We start from the raw sequence: 16,020 nt of genomic DNA on the forward strand, positions 1-16,020 counted from the left end.
TTCGATCAGAGTTTTTCTAGGAGTTCCAGTGTCTGACATCGCCATCGTCGGAATCGGCTGCCGCTACGCGGGCGGTATCGAATCCCCCGAATCCTTCTGGGATTTCGTGCTGAAGAAGCGTGACGGGGTCGTCGACATCCCCGCAGATCGGTGGGATTACCGCCGTTATTACGACCCGGACCGCCGCGCACCGGGCCGCATGTACACCAAGCGGGGCGCGTTCACGACCGGCGACCCGTGGGAATTCGACCCCGAATTCTTCGGCATCTCCCCGCGCGAGGCCACCACCATGGATCCGCAGCAGCGGCTGGCCCTCGAAGTCACCTGGGAGGCATTGGACGACGCGGGTCTCGGCGGCCGGGTCGGCGGCGCGCCCGTCGGTGTCTACATGGGCGCGTTCACCGTGGACCAGGGGATCGCCACGGTGGGCGGCCCGGCACTGCCCCATACGGACATGCACACCGCGGCCGGCTCCTCGTACACACTGATCTCCAACCGAATCGCGTACGCGCTCGACATGGTCGGACCCGCCATCACCGTCGATACGGCGTGCTCGTCGTCGCTGGTGGCCTTCCACCTGGCCTGCCGGGCGATCGCCGACGGCGACTGCGAGATGGCCGTGGCCGGCGGCGTCACGATGTTGATGGCGCCGGAAACGTTCGTCACCATGTGCAAGGGCGGCTTCCTGGCCGCCGACGGGCGCAGCAAGCCCTTCGACGCCGCCGCCGACGGATACGGGCGCGGCGAGGGCGCGGGCGTCGTGGTGCTGAAGAAGCTGGCCGACGCCGAACGCGACGGCGACCGCGTCTACGCGGTGGTGAAGGCGACCGGATCGAACCAGGACGGGCGCACCAGCGCCATCACCGTGCCGAACGCGGATCTGCAAGAGAATCTGGCCAAGTCGGTGACCCGGCGGGCGGGAATCGCACCGCACGAGGTGACCTACGTGGAGGCGCACGGCACCGGCACACCGGTCGGCGATCCCCTGGAGTTGCGGGCGATCGGGCGGGCCTACGGCGCGGTCGACGGGCGCACCGCACCACTCGGCGTCGGATCGGTGAAGGGCCAGATCGGGCACACCGAGGCCGCGTCCGGCATCGCGAGCGTGATCAAGTCGGCGCTGGCGATCTCGCATCGGACCATCGCCCCGCAGGGGTGGCTGGACACACCGAACCCGGACATCCCGTTCGCGGAACTGAACCTGGCCCTGCAGCTCGAGGCGCGGCCTGTCCCGCCCGAGGAGCGAATGACGATCGCGGTCAACGGTTTCGGCTTCGGCGGCACGAATGGCCACGCGATTCTCACCGAACACCGCGCCGCCGCCGGTACCCCGCACACGCCGGCGCATTTCGGCGTGCTGCCGCTGTCGGGCCGCAACGAGGCGGCGGTCCGCGAGCTGGCGCGGCGCTACGCCGAGCGGATCGCCGAGGGCGCGGATCCCGCACTGCTGGCCGAGGCGGCATGGACGCGGCGGCGGCACAGTTCGGTGCGCGCCGGTATCACCTTCGGCGACGATGCCGAACTGGTCCGCGGCCTGGTCGAATTCGCGGGGGGCGAAGGGCGTGCGGGGAAGGTGATCCCGCGCGAGGCGGCCGAACCGGTATTCGTCTTCACCGGCATGGGCCCGCAGCACTGGGCCATGGGACGCGAATTGCTCGCGAGCGACGGCGCTTTCGCGGCCGAGGCGCGGCGGATCGATGCGGTGTTCACCGAGATCGCCGGCTGGTCGATCATCGAGGAACTCCGCAAACCCGAGGCCGAGTCCCGGGTTACCGGCACCGCGGTGGCGCAGCCCGCCAACTTCCTGGTGCAGGTGGCGCTGTACGCGATGCTCGAGGCCCACGGCATCACCCCCGCGGCGGTGGTCGGGCACAGTGTCGGCGAGGTCGCCGCCGCCTATGTCACCGGGATGCTGTCGCTGCGCGACGCCCTCACCGTCGCCTGTCACCGGGCCCGGTTACAGGCCACCACGGCGGGTTCCGGCGGCATGCTGGCCGTCGGTATCGCCGAGCAGGCGGCGCGGGAGCTGCTGGCCGGCGACGATCTGGTCGATATCGCCGCGATCAACAGCCCGAGCGGGGTGACCCTCGCGGGCGACGAGCGGCGCCTGGACGAGATCGCCGAAAAGCTCGCGGCCGAAGGCGCTTTCGCCAAGCGATTGCAGGTGGAGGTGCCGTACCACAGCTATCTGATGGAGCCGATTCTCGACGAATTGCGTTCCGCCCTGGCCGATCTGTCCCCGGCTGCGCCGAACGTCCCACTGTTCTCGACCGTTACGGGCGCCCAGGTGACCGGGCCGGAGTGGGATGCCGAGTACTGGTGCCGCAATGTCCGGCAGCCGGTGCGGTTCGCCGAGGCGATCATCGGGCTGGTCGGCGCGGGCAGCCGCACCTTCCTCGAGGTCGGCCCACATCCGGTGCTGGGCGCCAATATTCGCGAGATCCTCATCGGCGCGGGCGAGACCGGCACCACGATCGCCACCCTCAACCGTAAACAGGACGACCACACGAGCGTACGGCACATGATCGCCGGGCTCTACGGCGCCGGCGTGCTGGACATCGATGCGCTGTTCGCCGCCGTGCACGCCCGGCCCACTCCGCACGTCGATCTGCCCCGCTACCCGTGGCAACGCACCCGGCTGTGCAACGAGCTGCCCTTCGTGGCGCAGGAGCGGCGCGGCACACCCGGCTCGTACGCGATGCTCGGCGACCCGGATCTGGACGAACCCCAGCACCTCTGGCGGACGGAAGTGAGCGTCGCCGCGCTGCCCTGGCTCGACGACCACGTCGTGGGCGGCTCCCGGATCCTGCCCGGCGCCGCGTATCTGGACGCGGCGCTCAGCGCGCTGGCGACGCGGACCCAGGGGGAGCGGCTGGCGGTGGAGGACGTGCGCTTCCTGGCCCCGCTCATCATCGCCGACGGCGATATTCCGGTGGCCGAGTTGCGCGTCGAGGAATCGACCGGGCGATTCACCATCCGCTCCCGGTCCGCCGACGCGGACCTGTGGACCGTCAATGCGACCGGGCGCCTGGTGGACGGCTACTACGACCCGCCGACCGGCGTGCCGATACCCGATGCCGGCGAAACGCTGCCGGTGGACCCGGAATCGGTGTTCTCCGCGATGGAGGAGACCGGGCTGCGGTACGGTCCCGCGTTCCGGCGGTTCACCTCGCTCCGGGCCGCCACGGCGACCGTGGTGGCGACCGTGGACGGGACCATTGCGGCGGGGTCCGGGCATCTCGTGCACCCGGCCGTGGTGGACGCCGCGATCCAGTGCATCGGCGCGCTGCGCATGGGCGCCGGCCGCAGGGGCGGGGCCATGGTCCCGGTCGCGGTCAAGGGGGTGCGTGTCTTCGGGTCGCTACCCGACGAGGTGACGGTGGTGACCCGGCTGATCGATGCGGACGCGCTGCTCATCGACTACGACCTGCTCGACCCGCAGGGGCGGGTGGTCATGCAGATCCTCGGCATGCGGCTGGGTGCCATCGACCCCGGTCGTGGTGCGCTGCAACGGATGACGGACTTCTTCTACGAAACCGCCTGGGAGCTCAGGGATCCCGTGGACACCTCGGCGCTGCCCGCCAGCGGTGAGGTCCATACGCTCGTCGTCACCCTGGGCGCGCAGCCGAGTGCGCGGGCCGCCGACATCGCCTCGCTGTCACCGTCGGCCTCCGATTTCACCGTCGGCGATCCGGACCGCGACGACCTGGAAGCCGCTTTCGAGCGACAGCTTCGAGACACCGACCCGAACGCGTCGCGCGTGCACGTCGTGGTCGTCGCCGGCGCCGGCTACGACGATCCGGCGAATCTGCTGACCCTGCGCAGGCTGGCGCTGACCCTGCGCGCATACGACGAAGAGCGCTATGGTGACGTCGCCGAACGGCCGATGACCGGAGACGGCAGGATCCACGCCACCCTGATCACCGAGCGGGCCTTCGTCCATCCGGACAGCGACCAACTGCCGAACTCGCGGCACGCCGCGCTGGTCGGCGCGCGACGGGTACTGCTCAACGAACAGCCCGTGCTGCGCTGGCGCCTGGTCGATGTCGAGCCGGGGACCGAATCGGCCGACCTCGCAGCGGAACTCGCCATCCCCGGCGCATTCACCTATGACCATGCGGACGAGGTGTACCTGCGCGACGGCTTGCGCTGGGTGCCGGTGGTCGGCCGGACTCTGGAGGGCCGCCTCGAGGCACTCGATCAGGCTGCGCCCCTGGAAGATCCGGAGGCCAACTACGCCCTGGAGATCCCGAGGACGCGCCTGCTCTCGCAACTGGCCTGGCGGCGCTGTGGCCGGCAGGAGCCGGGCGCCGGGCAGATCGAGATCCGGACCCACTCGATCGGCCTGAACTTCAAGGACCCGATGAAGGTCATGGGTGTGCTGACCGAACGAGAGCTGGGCGCAACCTATTACGGCCTCGAGCCGGGTATGGAGGGTGTCGGCCAAGTGGTGCGGGTCGGGCCGGGCGTCGACGACTTCAGGGTCGGTGACCGGGTGAACTTCTGCAAGCGCGGCATGATCCGGCGTTACAACACCGTCGACACCTCCGTCGCGTTCGCAGTTCCCGCCGACAGCGACCCCGGAATCTGCTCCAGCGGAACAGCGTTCTTCAGCGCCGAGTACGCACTCATGGAATCGGCCCGGCTGCGCGCCGGGGAGACGGTGCTGGTGCACGGTGCGGCAGGTGGTGTCGGCTCGGCCGCGGTGCAGATCGCGAAACGGCACGGAGCCATCGTCATCGGCACCGCCGGCACCGGCGAACGCCGCGACTACGTGCTCGCCCAGGGCGCCGATCACGTGCTGAATTCGAGGTCGCTGAACTTCGCCGAGGAGGTCCTGGCCCTCACCGACGGGCGCGGGGCCGACATCGTGATCAGCACGACCCCGGGCGACCTGCTGCGCAAGAACTTCGACGCGGTCGCCGAATTCGGGCGGATCGTAGAGGTCGGCAAGACCGACGCCTACGCCGGCGGGGTTCTGGACCTGCACCATTTCGAGAAGAACGTCGCCTACCACTCCATCGACATGGACCGGATGATGGCGCTGAAGATCACCGAATCCATGGCGCTGATCCGGCACGTCAACGAGGCCATCCACGCCGGCGAATACACCGCACTGCCGTACGAACGCTACGGCACCGCCGAGGTGGCGAAGGCCTTCGAGGAGGTCGCGCGCTCCACCCGGATCGGGCGGGTGGTCCTGAACCTCGCCGATGCCGCGCCGCTGGTCCGGCCCGCCCTCGACGAGGTCACCGTGGCGCCGGACGCGCAGTACCTGATCACCGGTGGATTCGGCGGATTCGGCCTGGCCGTGGGGCGCTGGCTGGTCGGCAAGGGCGCGCGACGGCTGACGCTGGCGGGCCGGAGCGGCGCGAGGACGGACGCGGCGCGGGCGCAGCTGCGGGCCTGGCAGGACATGGGCGTCGAGGTGACGGGCGAACGGCTCGACATCGCCGACGCCGAGGCCGTCGCCGCGATGATCGGGCGGGCGCACACCCCGGAACATCCGCTGCGCGGTGTCTTCCACGCCGCGGGCGCCGTCGACGACAAGCTGCTCGCCGACGTCGACTACGACAGCCTCGCCCGGGTCTTCGACCCCAAGGTGGCCGGTGCCCGCGCGCTGGTGTCGGGCCTTGCCGCGGCGGGTGTCACGCCGGAGATGTTCGTGCTGTTCTCCTCCGGCAGTGCGATTTTCGGTGGACTGGGCCATTACACCTACACGGCGGCGAACCTGACGGTCAATGCCCTCGCCGACGAGATCGTGCGCTCCGGCGGCACCGCGCTGGCCATCGGCTGGGGCCATATGCAGGGCGGGGGCATGGTCGACACCGACACCATGGCCCGGTTCCTGCGCAATACCGGATTCGACACCATCGACATGGACGAGGGGCCCGAATACCTCGAGGCCGCACTGCGCCTGCGCCTGCACCACCACGCCGACATCATTCCGATCGATTGGAACAAGATCGTTGCGGCCGGTGGCCTGTTCGCCCGCACCGGACGGGTCGAGGCGGTCATCGCCGCCTCCGCCCAGGATGATTCGGCGTCCGCCCAATTGGCCGCGGCCCTGCGGGAATTGGAGATCGGCAAGCGCAACGAGGTGGTCGCGCACATGCTCGCCGAACAGCTGGCGGATGTGATGGGCGTGACCGCGGAGTCGGTCGACCAGAGCGTGCCGGTGCCGGAGCTCGGTCTCGATTCCCTGATGGCCGTGGAATTCTCGGCGCTTGTCACCAAGAATCTGGGTGTCGACATCACATCGGTGCAGATGGGCCGGGCGTTCACGCTGGAGCAGCTCGGGGCGAATGTCGCCGCGGCGCTGATCGGCGTGTCGGCCGAGGAGGTGCGGTAATGAGCGAGTCGGCGCGGGATCTGGCCCGGAAGCTGTTGTCCGGCAGTGAGGCTGCCGCCGACCGGTACAGCGGGTCCGCTCCGGGCGTGAGTGCCACCACGGCCCCGCGCACGACCACCGCACCGCGCCCGGGTCGTGTCGTGCGCGGCCCCGGGAAGCAGTTCGCCGATCATCCCGGGGTGGTCGCGGCCGCGGCGCAGAATGCGACGATTGCCGCGCTGACCGAGCAGTCCGGGCTGCCCAGCCCGTACTTCCTGCCGCGGACCAGCCCCAACGATCACGTAATCAATTCCGCCGCAGGCGAACTTGTGAACTACAGCGCCTACAACTATCTGGGTCTGGCCAGCCATCCCCGGGTGGTGGCGGCGGCCACCGCGGCGCTGGGCGAGTACGGCGCCTCGGCGTCGGCCAGCCGGATCGTCGGCGGCGAGATCCCGCTGTACCACGAGATCGAGCAGCGCTTGGCCGGGATCTACGACGTCGGCGACGCGATGGTCACCACCAGTGGCTATCTCACCAATGCCGGTGTCATCGGATACCTGCTCGGCAGCGGCGACGTCGCGTTCTGCGACTCGCTGATTCACGGCAGCGTGGTGTCGGGCACGCAGTGGGCGGGATGCCGCCGAATCAATTTCCGGCACAACGATCCGGAGTCGTTGCGGGCGGTATTGCGCACGTCGCGAGCGGGTTTCGATCGTGCGCTGGTGGTGATCGAGGGCCACTACAGCATGGACGGCACCGTCGGCCGGGTTGCCGAACTGGCTGCTGTGGCAAGAGAATACGACTGTGCGGTGATGGTCGACGAGGCGCACTCGTTCGGTGTGTTCGGTGCGGGCGGGCACGGTATCCGCGAGCATTACGGGATGGCGGGCGCCGACGTCGACATCTGGATGGGTACGCTGTCCAAGGCTCTGGGCAGCTGCGGCGGTTTCATCGCCGGCGACGCCGATCTGATCGGGGCGATGAAGTCCAGCGCGCCGGGCGTCGCGATGCTCACCGGGGCTCCCGCGCCGTCGGCGATCGCCGCGGCGCTGGCGGGCCTGGACGTGTTGGCCGACGAGCCGGAGCGGCTGATTCGTCTGTGGGACAACGCGAAACACTTCCACACTGCTCTGCGCGAGCGCGGCATGGACCTCGGCGAATCCCAGCAGACCCCCATCTGCCCGGTCATCATTCCCGGCGAGGTCCAAGCCGGGTACGTCTCCGCCACCCTGCTCCGGAACGGGATCTACGCCGCCGCCATCGTGGCTCCGACCGTTCCGGCGGGTAAGGAGCGCCTGCGCTTCTTCCTGACTTCGGAACATACCGAGCGGCAACTGGATTCGACGGTCGAGCTGATCGCCGCGACAGCGGCGACGCTGGACGGGCTCGCCACCGTGCCGGGCTGAAGTACGGCCACCGGTAAGTCGCCCACCGGTCCTGTCGCGCTGGGTGACAGGACCGGTGCGGTGGCCGCGCACCCACTCGCAGGCCGCTGCTCGTCCGGGCCCGCACACCTCGATCCGCCAGGGCGGCAAACGCATCGATGTGCCCGGTGACTCCGGGTGACCGGGCTGCCGAGTAGCCGGCCCACCATCGGTGAACTGCGGAGACTAGGTGGCGTCGGTGTCGATCCGCGGCAGCTCCGGCACCACGGTGGGTTCGGCCGCCGCCCAAGCGTCCGGGTCGACGACACCGCAGTTGGCCGGGTCCACCGGTTCCGACGGACGTACGATCCCGCAGTTGCCGGGATCGATCTTCTCTTGGAAGCGGGTAGCCGCGGCGGGAGCGCTCGGCTCGGCCGTACTCTGTGCGATCGGTTCCGCGCCGGTCTTCGGCGCCGAGCCGAATTCGCCGGTCAGGATCGAATCATCGCCGTCCAGAAGATATTTCGTGGTGATGTCGCGCGGAGACATCCCGCGCAGTTCGCGCAGCTGCGCCAGGGGTTCGCGGAACTGGTCCACTTCAGGACCTATTTCCGATCGCAGCTGCTCGGCCGTGCCGCTGACATAATCGCGGGCCTGCCGTACGGCGTTCAGGGTCCATTGCATGGCGCCGGGCAGTCGTTCCGGGCCGAGAACAACCAGCGCCGCAACGAGCAGAATCATGAATTCGGGCCAGCCGATTCCACCGAACATGTCTGGAGAATAGCGTCCGGGTACGGACTTTCGAGTTGCCATGCGAAAGACACTGTGCCGATGCACAGGGAAATGTCGAATTATGTTGTATATATCGAGCTCCGGCTGTTTCTGGTTATTCTTTGTGCATTCTCACGACATGTCTTGTTTCTGGAGTTGTTCCGGATAATCTGTCTGCGGAAATGCCCTGATTTCGGTGAATGGACCACAGCTCGCCGAATCGGGCCGGTCCCGTCGTATTCCCGGATCCGATCACCCGATCCGGTGGCCGAACCTCGGCGGACCGTTCACCTTTCGCACGGTAGGAGGTCACTGTCATGGGTTCGCTGAGCGCGACACACTGGCTGGTCATCGCAGGATTGTTCGTGGTGTTGTTCGGAGCGAAGAGGTTGCCCGATGCCGCCCGCAGCATGGGGCGATCCCTGCGTATCTTCAAGACCGAAGTGCAGGAAATGCAATCGGGCGGAAAAGAATCACAGCAGGCGCCAGAGGGCGTCTCCGTACAGCCGGAACTGCCGCCGTCGCCGGCGCAGGCATCCAGTCCGCCCGCGGCGGACCGGAGCGGCAGGCAGGCCGTGGAAATCTGATCGCGGCGTTCCTCGAAAGAAGTGCGGCCGCCGATCGGGCCGGGCTGCCTCACGGTGGCCCGGCCTTTCTCGTGGGCTGTATCCACGCATATCCGTACCCATCCTGCGAGTTGTGCATTGTCACGAATGATATTGCGGCACAGTGGAACTCGGTTAGTCTTTGCTCCGACCACTTAAGTCGCCGCGCAAGAGAGAGTTGTCAGGTTATGAGTGCATTCAAGAAGACATGTGCGGCTGCCGCGATCGCCGGAGGTCTGGTGCTGGCCGCCGGACCCGCGGGAGCCGCCACCGTGACCCCGGTCGCCGACAGCGGCTCCGGCGACACCGGTTCGTCGCTGCCGGCCACCGGTTCGGGCGTCCTCGACGGGGTGACTGAATTCGGCTGCGCCTTCATCACCGGCATCACCGGTTCGGGCGCATCGGTGATCGGCTCCTCGGTGCCGGATCTGCCCGGCTGCAGCTAGCCGGATCGACGCGAGCGCCCGGATCGCCCTGGGCGGCCGGGCGCTCGCCCTCATGAATTCAGCCGCGCAGAAGGTTGTGGTTCAGCATGCGTGTCATCGAAAAGTTGTGTGTGGCAGCCGTTGTCGCGGGCGGCCTGTCCATGGGCGCCGGCGTCGCGGGCGCCGCCGTCGCCGCGGAGCCGGCGCCCTCGGGGGTGTCGTTCGTGGACGACAGCCTGTCCGGCTCCACCGCCGGAGTACCCGGATTCCTCAGCTCCGGTGTTCCGGATCTGGGATCGAGTGCCGGCTCGGTCGGCTCGATTCCGGCCCTGGCGAGTTTCAGCGCGAATCTGGGATTGTGTGGTGCGACCACAGCTTCCAGTATTCCGCTCTGTGTGCCGGGATGATCGATTGATTCCGCGGGTTCGATACGGGCCCCGGTAGTTTCACGATCGTGGTGCCCATCCTCATCGAAAGGTGAGGGTGGGCACCACTCGTGTGTCGAGGGAGTGGTTCTTCTTCGCCCGGTCCGCCGTGGCATTCCCGTATGTCGAACAGGCTGTGACGGAACATCTTTGAGTACAGCGATGGAGCGTTGTAACAATGCACCAATTGGCGGCACATTGTTGACCTCATGGATGACGCATGCCTAAAGTTGTCGGGACTCGACCGCTGGCCTGCTGTCGATGAGGACGGATTCAATGGCCGACTCGGAAGTAAACCGCCGCAAGGTATTGAAGGGCGCAGCCGCCGGCTCGCTCGCCGTGGCTGCCGCCGCGGCGGCGGGAGTTGCGCAAGCGCAGCCCACGACCACGACCCCTGCCCCGTCGGGCACGACGACACCCAGCGCAACACCGACCCCGTCGGGTACCACGTCGGCGCAGCCCTCGACCACATCCGGAACCGCGACACCCGCGAAGCCGACGACCTCCGCGCCGTCGGCGGCGATGAACACCACCGCGACCGCGCCCGGTGCCAACCGGGTGGCCATCCTGGGTGGTGGGGTTGCCGGTATGACCGCGGCTCACGAACTGGCCGAGCGCGGATTCCGGGTCTCCATCTTCGAACCGCGGGCCTGGGGCGGCAAGGCGCGGAGTATGGACACTCCGCTGCCGGTCACCAACGGCCGCAAGCCACTGCCGGGTGAGCACGGCTTCCGCTTCTTTCCCGGCTACTATCGCGTCGTCTTCGACACCATGGAGCGGATTCCGTTCGGTAGCAACAAGAACGGCGTCAAGGACAATCTGGTCGCCGTCCCGACCGCCGCGGGCGAGCAGCGCGGCGGCAACATCACCATCCCGTTCGGTTTCTGGACCGGTGACATCGGGACCGCACTGGATGCGAACTGGCTCATCGACACGCTGCTGGGTGGGATGTACTGGCTGCCCAAGCTGCCCTACGGCGATCTGGTCACCTTCGTGCGACGGCTGTTGGTGTATTTCGCCAGTTCCGACGAGCGTCGTGTCGGGCAGTGGGAGAAGACCTCCTTCAGAGACTTCGCACATCTGGGCGCCGGCTCCAACGAGACCATGCGAGTTCTGGTCTCGACCCTGGCTCGCACCTTCGTCGCGGCGAAGGAAGACATCGCGAGTACGAAGACGATGTGCAACCAGGCCGAGAACTTCCTGCTGAACTTCCTCGGCCGCAACAACAACGGCATGCACAGCGACAATGCACTGGGCGGGCCGACCACCGAGACGTGGATCGACCCGTGGGCCGTCCAGCTCAAGAAACTCGATGTCGACATGCAACTGGGTTCGTCGGTCCAGAAACTCACCGTGAAGGACGGCAAGATCGCCGCGGCGACCATCAAGGACGCCTCGGGGGCCACCAAGGACGTGGAGGCGGACTGGTTCGTGGTGGCGTTGCCGCCCGACAAGGTCAGCGCACTGTTCAACCAGGAAATTCTCACTCTCGATCCCTCGTTGGGGCGGATCAAGGAGCTGTTCTGCGACTGGATGACCGGCATCCAGTTCTACCTGAACACCGATGTCGTCGAGTCGCCCGGACACATCGGCTGGCTCGAGTCGCCGTGGCGCATGTCCGGTATCCATCAGACCGCGCACTGGAAGAAGCTGCATCCGAATATCGCCAAGGAATACGGCGACGGCAGCGTCAAGGGGATCCTGTCGGTCGACATCTCCGACTGGCACACGCCCGGCGTCCAGAACAAGAAGGCGGCCGACCAGCTGAGCCCGGAGGACGTCGCCAAGGAGGCCTGGTACCAGATCACCAAGACCAGCGACAAGATCCACGCCAACAACCTGGTGGGCTGGTTCCTCGATCCCGGATTGGTGTGGGACGGTTCGAAATACACGAACGACGACCCCTTGCTGATCAATACGGCCGGCTCGTGGGACATCCGTCCGCAGTCGCCGACGAAGATTCCGAACATGTTCCTGGCGGGCGACTACAACAAGACCGAGATCGACCTCGCCACCATGGAGGGGGCGAACGAGGGTGGCCGGATGGCGGCCAACGGCATCCTCGCCGCCTCCGGGTCGACTTCGGAGAAGGCCAAGATCTGGGCGCGCAAGACCATCAAGGAATTCGACGGTATCCGGGCACAGGACGCGGGTCTCTACAAACAGGGTAAGCCGCACATCTGGGATCACTGACCGCGGGATTCTCCGCTCGTATCGCGCATCCCCGCTCGATCCGATGGCGGTCCGGGCACCGGATCGCCACGCTGCAACGGTCATCCGTCGCAGTGGAACGCCGGCCGCGAGGGCCCGCACGACCTCGCGGCCGGTCCGAGTGGCCCGGACCTCGTCTCCGGGCCACTCGGTTCTCGGCGTCGCGGCCGGATCGCCGAGAACGACGGCAAGGGAAAACAATTCGACTCGGTGGCCGTTCGTGGCCTTGGACCGGAAGCAATATTCGATGAAGTCTGCTGCGTCAATTCAGCTCCTCCTGTCGCGGCTGTTCGCCGTGGCACTGACCGTGCTGTCCGGCACGGTGCTGTTGGGTGGCACCGCCACCGCGGCGCCGCCGGCGATCACCGCCATCGAGAAGGACGGGCGTACCTGGCATCTGACGGTGCACTCCGCGGCGATGGACTCCGAGATCAGGATCGATGTCCTGCGCCCGGCCGACGAATCGCGGCCGGCCCCGAATCTGTACATGCTCAACGGTCTGGACGCCGGTCTGGGAAAAATGAACTGGCAGGGCCAGACCAAGGCGCTGGACTGGCTGGCCGACCAGCCCGTCAACGTGATCCAGCCGATCGGTGGCCGGGGCAGCTACTACACCGACTGGCTGCGCCCGGATCCCAAACTGGGCGTGAACAAATGGAAGACCTTCTTCACCGAGGAACTGCCGCCACTGCTGGACGCGACACTGCATTCCACCGGGCGCAACGCGCTGACCGGGCTGTCGATGTCGGGGACCTCGGTACTCCAGCTGGCGGAGGCCGCCCCGGGTCTGTGGAAGTCGGTCGCCGCCTACAGCGGATGCGCGCAGATCGCCGATCCGGTGGGGCAGTCGGCGGTGAAGGCGTCCGTCGAGCTGTGGTCGGGTGGTGACACCGTGAACATGTACGGCCCGCCCGGTGCTCCGGCGTGGGCCGCCAACGATCCGGTGATCAACGCGGACAAGCTGCGCGGCACGGCGCTCTATCTCTCCAGTGGCAGTGGGATTCCGGAGATGCAGGATGTGCGCAACTACTCGGCTGCGTCGCCGGGGCCGATGGGCGGTGTGAATCTGGCGCTCGGCATGATGATCGAGGCGGTGGCCGACATGTGCACCCACAATCTCCAGGCTCGCCTCGGCGCACTGAACATTCCGGCCACCTTCCGATTCACGCCGGAGGGCACCCACTACTGGCCGTACTGGGAAGCGGCACTGCATGATTCGTGGCCGCTGCTGGCGCGGGGCATGGGGCTGCCGGGCCACTGAGCGATACGCCGCCGATGCGTCACGGTGACCGCGGCAAACAACCGCCCAGGGGTTGCGGCACCGTTGCTCCCGCTGCTGGAGATACCCGCCCGGGGTTCGGTTCTATTCTCGGAATATGGCTGCCTCGGCGACTCCGTGGTCGAAAGCGACTGTGTCACAGGCTGTCACGCAGCCCGAGCCGGTGCGTCCGGTCGAGGCGGCCACCGAGCCGCCCCGGCCCCCCGACAAGCAGATCGGCCCGGTGGCCGAACTGGTGGCCTGGATCGGTGTCGGCGTGATCGGTGTTCTGCTCGTCGTCCTCCTGCAGGATGTCTCGTGGTCGGGTTCGCCCGCGAGTGCTCACCGCGACACCCGGGCGGTGCAGGCCGCGCATCCGCTCGGGCGGCTCGCCGGAGGCATCGCTGTCGGCTCGGTCGTCGACAACGACGGCCGGACGCTTCGAGTGCGCGGACTGACCGGCGATACGACGACCGTGCACACCGATGCCGGGACCTCGACGCACGTGTTCCCCGGGTCGAAGGTGAGCGATATCGGCTCGGGCTCGATGATCATGGTCTATGGCGCCGAACAGGCCGACGGTTCCGTCGACGCGAATCTCATCGTGGGTCTGACGATGCCGGGCTGACGAGCGGCGGCGCCGTTCCCAGCGCTGGCTATAGCCGATCGGTCATTCGGACGTTCCGATGCCTACGCTCGAACAATGGCTCAGCCCACCCCATGGGGGTCGAGCAATGCCTCGCCCGGCCACCCCGCCCCATCGACGTCGGCGCCGTCGACGACACCATCGACATCCGGCCGGTTTCCTGTTCGCTTGCAGGCGGACACATTACGACAATCCTGGGGAGCCTGGTGCGCTCTCGTCGCCGGGGTCATCACACTCGTGCTGCTGTTCCAGCCATGGGCGAGCGCCAGTGGCCCGGATGGCAAGGCGAGCGCGAACGCCTTCGGGAAGGTCCGCGCCAGCACCACCTATCTCAGCGCATGGTCGCAACAGCACAGCGGCATAGCCCGGATCAGCGGTATCTGGGCCATTCTGGCCGCGGCGGCCATCGTCGTCCTGTGTCTGCTGGCGGTGGTGAGCATGCGCATGCGCACGGAGATGATCGCCCGCTGCACGGCGATCTGCGCGGTGGTCGTCGCCGCGCTGGTGCTGATCACCCTCGTGTACATCAATGCCAAGGCGCCCGATCTCAAGGCCATGACCGCGCGGAAGTACGACATGGGCGGGCAGCTCGGCTCGTTGATGGCGTGGGCCTTCGGTAACGGATCGCTGGCGATCCCGGGAGTCAAGCGCAGCGACTACTCCAGCGCGGGACTGACACCGTGGGGCATGGTGGCATGCGCGCTCTCGGTGATCTCCGCCGTGGCCGTCGTCACGCAGTGGATGCGCGATCACCCGGTGGGCCGGATTCGCCTGCGGCTGCGGTCGCCGATCGTCTCGGGCTCGGCGCCGGAACCGGCGGTGGCCGAATCACCGTCGGCCGACGCGCCGTCACCGAGCGCCGACCGGCCCGGCGCCGAGGCCTGATCGGCGCCGTCCTGCCGGTCGGCGGTCCGGTCGGAGCCACCCCGTGACAGATCCGCCGTGCCCGTCTCGGCGGCAGGGTCCCGCGGAGCGCCGCTGTCGGCGGCCGGTGTCTCGTGCCGCCGCGCCCACCACTGCTTGAACTGTTCGTACCGGGTGGCGCGGGCGGGCCAGAACTCCTGCACGGTCGCGTTGAACTCGGCGCCCAGGATCACCGCGAACGCGAGGAAGAACGTGAACAGCAAGAAGGCGATCGGCGTGGCCAGCGCGCCGTAACTGATTCCGGCGCGCGCGGCCCAGGTGAGGTATCGGCGCAGGATGTCGCTGGCACTCATGAAGAGGATCACCGCGATGAGGGCCCCGCCGAAGAGCCGATGCCACGGCAGCGACCGGTGCAGGGCGAGCTTGTAGAGCGTGGTCAGCCCGACGACCAGCAGCAGTCCCGCGCCCGGATAGTAGAAATTGTCGATCAGCCGCAGGCCCGGCTCGCGCCATCCCTCCGGGAGCGTGCGCCCGATCAGTGTCGGGCCCAGCGCGACCAGCGGCAGCACGAAGACGGCCGCCACCAGGAACAGCAGGTACAGCCCGAGGGCGAAGATGCGTTGCCATACCGGATGCCGGGCGTCGGATTGGCCGTGGGCGGCGACGATGGCATCGACGAAGGTCGCCATCGCCGAGGACCCCGCCCACAGCGACAGCACGAATCCCACCGACACCACCGCGCCGCGGCCGCGTTGCAGGACGTCGCGCACGGTCGGCGCGATCATCTCGTCGACGACGTTGGCGCTGAACACATGACCGCTCGCGGCGATGATCTTGCTCTCGACGATGTGCACGGTGTCGGGACCGAACAGGCCGCCGATATAACCGATGCTGCCGAGCAGTCCCAGCAGCAGCGGAGCCAGCGACAGCGTCTGCCAGAAGGCCGCGGCCGCGGATTTCGCGAAGATCGAATCACTCCAGGCCTTGACCGCCACCCGGGTGATCACCTGGCCGATCCGCCGTCCGGCGGCCGCGACCCGGCCGCACAGCAGCCGCAGGAGGCGGGCTGTGCCGGGCATCTGGTTCGGACGGCGGGTGGACATCGTGTGTACAGCAT

General features: G+C 67.9%; 11 protein-coding genes. 8 read left to right on the plus strand and 3 right to left on the minus strand.

Features of this window, described 5'->3' with window-relative positions; all coding sequences use genetic code 11:
* Positions 1 to 28: 28 nt before the first annotated feature.
* Together AB0L57_RS25905 and AB0L57_RS25910 are read left to right on the plus strand one after the other, a co-directional pair.
* Positions 29 to 6,352 (plus strand): SDR family NAD(P)-dependent oxidoreductase, encoded by a 6,324-nt coding sequence (locus tag AB0L57_RS25905; protein ID WP_364967170.1) that lies wholly within the window; start codon positions 29 to 31, stop codon positions 6,350 to 6,352.
* Positions 6,352 to 7,740, plus strand: coding sequence for an aminotransferase class I/II-fold pyridoxal phosphate-dependent enzyme (locus AB0L57_RS25910; protein WP_364967172.1), 1,389 nt, complete (start codon positions 6,352 to 6,354; stop codon positions 7,738 to 7,740). The genes AB0L57_RS25905 and AB0L57_RS25910 overlap by 1 nt, the downstream gene beginning before the upstream one ends.
* A gap of 204 nt (positions 7,741 to 7,944) precedes the next feature.
* Here the strand turns inward: AB0L57_RS25910 and tatB are convergent, their stop codons facing one another.
* Entirely contained in the window at positions 7,945 to 8,469 is a 525-nt protein-coding gene (gene tatB / locus AB0L57_RS25915; protein ID WP_364967175.1) for a Sec-independent protein translocase protein TatB, read from the minus strand.
* 317 nt (positions 8,470 to 8,786) lie between these two features.
* Between tatB and tatA the strand changes: the two genes are divergently transcribed.
* From tatA to AB0L57_RS25930, 3 genes are all read left to right on the plus strand, one after another.
* Entirely contained in the window at positions 8,787 to 9,056 is a 270-nt protein-coding gene (tatA, locus tag AB0L57_RS25920; RefSeq protein WP_364967177.1) for a Sec-independent protein translocase subunit TatA, read from the plus strand.
* A gap of 206 nt (positions 9,057 to 9,262) precedes the next feature.
* Positions 9,263 to 9,520, plus strand: a complete 258-nt coding sequence (locus AB0L57_RS25925) for a hypothetical protein (RefSeq protein WP_364967179.1) — start codon at positions 9,263 to 9,265, stop codon at positions 9,518 to 9,520.
* Between the two features lie 86 nt (positions 9,521 to 9,606).
* Positions 9,607 to 9,906, plus strand: coding sequence for a hypothetical protein (locus tag AB0L57_RS25930; protein WP_364967181.1), 300 nt, complete (start codon positions 9,607 to 9,609; stop codon positions 9,904 to 9,906).
* A 242-nt stretch (positions 9,907 to 10,148) separates the two neighbouring features.
* On the opposite strand, the gene AB0L57_RS25935 is transcribed toward AB0L57_RS25930, so the two are convergent.
* Positions 10,149 to 10,454 (minus strand): hypothetical protein, encoded by a 306-nt coding sequence (locus AB0L57_RS25935; RefSeq protein WP_364967184.1) that lies wholly within the window; start codon positions 10,452 to 10,454, stop codon positions 10,149 to 10,151.
* Here AB0L57_RS25935 and AB0L57_RS25940 point away from each other — a divergent pair.
* From AB0L57_RS25940 to AB0L57_RS25950, 3 genes are all read left to right on the plus strand, one after another.
* The gene (locus AB0L57_RS25940) at positions 10,447 to 12,117 is read left to right on the plus strand and encodes an FAD-dependent oxidoreductase (protein WP_364967186.1); all 1,671 of its coding nucleotides are present in this window, start codon (positions 10,447 to 10,449) and stop codon (positions 12,115 to 12,117) included. The genes AB0L57_RS25935 and AB0L57_RS25940 overlap by 8 nt on opposite strands.
* A gap of 265 nt (positions 12,118 to 12,382) precedes the next feature.
* Complete coding sequence (locus tag AB0L57_RS25945; RefSeq protein WP_364967190.1) at positions 12,383 to 13,396, plus strand: alpha/beta hydrolase family protein; 1,014 nt, start codon at positions 12,383 to 12,385, stop codon at positions 13,394 to 13,396.
* A gap of 115 nt (positions 13,397 to 13,511) precedes the next feature.
* On the plus strand, positions 13,512 to 14,021 hold the full coding sequence (locus AB0L57_RS25950) for a hypothetical protein (protein WP_364967193.1): 510 nt from the start codon (positions 13,512 to 13,514) through the stop codon (positions 14,019 to 14,021).
* A 767-nt stretch (positions 14,022 to 14,788) separates the two neighbouring features.
* Here AB0L57_RS25950 and AB0L57_RS25955 read toward each other — a convergent pair.
* On the minus strand, positions 14,789 to 15,982 hold the full coding sequence (locus AB0L57_RS25955; RefSeq protein WP_364967357.1) for a YihY/virulence factor BrkB family protein: 1,194 nt from the start codon (positions 15,980 to 15,982) through the stop codon (positions 14,789 to 14,791).
* Positions 15,983 to 16,020: the final 38 nt, after the last annotated feature.

The organism is Nocardia sp. NPDC052254 (assembly GCF_040679495.1).
GTDB lineage: Bacteria > Actinomycetota > Actinomycetes > Mycobacteriales > Mycobacteriaceae > Nocardia.